This window comes from Methylobacterium platani (genome assembly GCF_001653715.1).
Taxonomy (GTDB): domain Bacteria; phylum Pseudomonadota; class Alphaproteobacteria; order Rhizobiales; family Beijerinckiaceae; genus Methylobacterium; species Methylobacterium platani.
Map to the genome: position 1 here is coordinate 1 of NZ_LWHQ01000109.1, position 1,206 is coordinate 1,206.

General features: G+C 69.1%; 1 pseudogene. It reads left to right on the forward strand.

Features of this window, described 5'->3' with window-relative positions:
- Positions 1–1,206 (forward strand): annotated as a pseudogene (locus tag A5481_RS34885) (flagellar hook protein); the annotation flags it as partial.

A 1,206-nucleotide genomic window follows, 5' to 3' on the forward strand; every position in this document is an offset into this window, starting at 1 on the left:
ACAATCCAGGCGGCCAATACCGGCATCACCAAGCTGCAGGGCCTGACCGACCAGCTCAAGTCCGTCGCCCAGCAGGCCCTCGGCGCCTCCAACGCCTTCGCCGCCAAGGCTGCCATCTCCTCCACAGCCCTGACCGGCGCCACCGCCAACAACCTGCTGTCGACCGGTGCGACCTCGGCGGTGGCCGACTCGGCCCTGACCGCAAACGCCTCCGGCACCGCGGCCGCCGTGACCGGCACCGTCAACGTCAGCGGCACCACCCAAATCGATGCCGCCCTGTTCAGCTCCGCCAACACCGCGACGCTGTCGATCGACGGCGTCAGCATCACGCTCAACAAGGGCGTCGACGACACCAGTCAGTCGACCCTGATCAGCTCGATCAACTCCCAGCTGAAGGCCGGCGGCTCGGGCGTCCAGGCCACCGCGAGCACCAACTTCATCAAGCTCGTCGGCACCTCCGACGGTGCCACCTTCTCCGTCGATTCGGCGACCAACACGGCGCTCGGCCTCGGCGGCACCGTGGTCAACGGCATGGCGGCGTTCACGGGCACGTTCTCGCCCAACGCGACCACCTTCGCCACGGCGATCGGCTTCACCGCCGGTGATAGCTTCACCGTCAACGGCCAGTCCGTCACGGTGTCGCGGAGCGACACCCTGAGCTCGCTCGCCCAGAAGGTCGGCACGGCCACCGGCGGCACGGTCAGCGCGAGCTTCGACCCCACGGCCCGCAAGTTCACCTTCACCGCCGCGGACGCCTCCACCGCCATCAACCTGGGCGACGGCAGCACCGCGACCGCCAAGGTCGCCAATCTCGGCTTCACCGCGTTCAAGAGCTACGCGGCCGGCCAGGGCACCACGACCGTCACCACCAACGCCGCCGGCGTCAAGACGCAGAGCTTCACGGCCAGCCCCCTGGCGAGTGCCCAGCTGTCGGTCAAGGTCGCCAGCGGCAACACCGTCAACATCGCCTTCGGCACGGGCGCAGGCCAGATCTCCAGCCTGACCCAACTCAACGCCGCCCTGGCGCCGGCCAACGCCATGGCGACCCTGGACAGCACGACGGGCCAGCTGAAGATCACCACGACCAACGAGTCGGGCGCCGACAACCTCACGGTGACGGCGAGCGGTACGGGCAACCCGTTCAGCTCGGGCACCTCGAGCGCGATCATCGCGGGCGACGGCTCGAACACCCGCAACGGCCTCGTC